Raw genomic sequence first — 1,127 nt, forward strand, 5'->3', positions numbered from 1 at the left:
TACTTTTTATGATAATAGCAGGATGGACTGTAATATTATTTTCAATATTACTTTCTTTTATAATTGGGAAATTATTAAATTTAAATAAATCAACACTTTCAACTTTCGTTATGATGTCAACCTTCGGGAACACTTCTTTTCTTGGATTTCCTTTTATAACCGCTTTTTTAGGGGAAGAAAATTTAAAATACGCTGTGATTTTTGACCAGTTAGCATCTTTTTTACCAGTTTCTTTATTGTCTGGTTTTATCCTTGCCTATGGAAGTGGAAAGTCCAGGGGAATTGATATAAAAAAAATTATAACTTTTCCTCCTTTTATAGCATTAATCACTGGTTTTTTAATGGTAGCTTTAATTAAACTTCCAGATTTTGTTTTACTTTCTTTTAAACAGCTTGGAATGACTGTTATACCTCTTGCTCTCTTTTCAGTTGGTATGAATCTAAAGTTTTCGGGAGTATTTAATAATTTAAAAAATGTATCTTTTGTTATTTTAATAAAAATGCTTTTAGTTCCAGTTTTATTTTTATTAATTTTAAAAATGTTTATTTCAGATTTAAATATTGTATGGAAAGTTGCTTTAATTGAAATATCAATGCCCCCAATGGTTTTAGCTTCAATTTTAGTAATAAATGAAAAACTTGATAAGAATTTGGCAGTTTCATCAGTTGGTGTTGGTATTATAATAAGTTTTATAACAGTTCCATTTATTTATTATTTATCGCAGGTGGTTTAGATGAAAATATATTTAGATAATGCTGCAACTACAAAAGTTTTTAATGAAATAAAGGAAAATTTTTCCCAAATATTTGACGAATATTATGCAAATCCAAACTCTGTACACTCAGAAGGGCAAAAAGTTAAAAATCAGATAGAAAAAGCAAGAAGAGAAATAGCAGATGTTTTAAAGGTTAACTCTGAGAATATAATTTTTACATCATGTGCCACAGAAAGTAGCAATACAGTTATTAAATCGCTAATTTTTAATAAAAAAGATAAAGATGAGATATTGATTTCTCCAATAGAGCATAAGTCTGTTTTAATTCCTGCAAAATTTTTAACAAGATTTGGGTTTAAACTCAAATATTTAAAAGTTGATAAAAATGGTAAATTAGATTTAGATGATTTA

Annotated in this window: 2 protein-coding genes; both read left to right on the top strand. The window is 26.4% G+C overall.

Annotated elements, in window-relative coordinates:
• On the top strand, positions 1-734 hold a 734-nt coding region (locus HG1285_RS00445), incomplete at its 5' end, for an AEC family transporter (RefSeq protein WP_008289661.1).
• Positions 735-1,127: aminotransferase class V-fold PLP-dependent enzyme (locus HG1285_RS00440; protein ID WP_008289662.1), on the top strand; the 393-nt coding region annotated here is incomplete at its 3' end.

Source organism: Hydrogenivirga sp. 128-5-R1-1 (assembly GCF_000171895.1).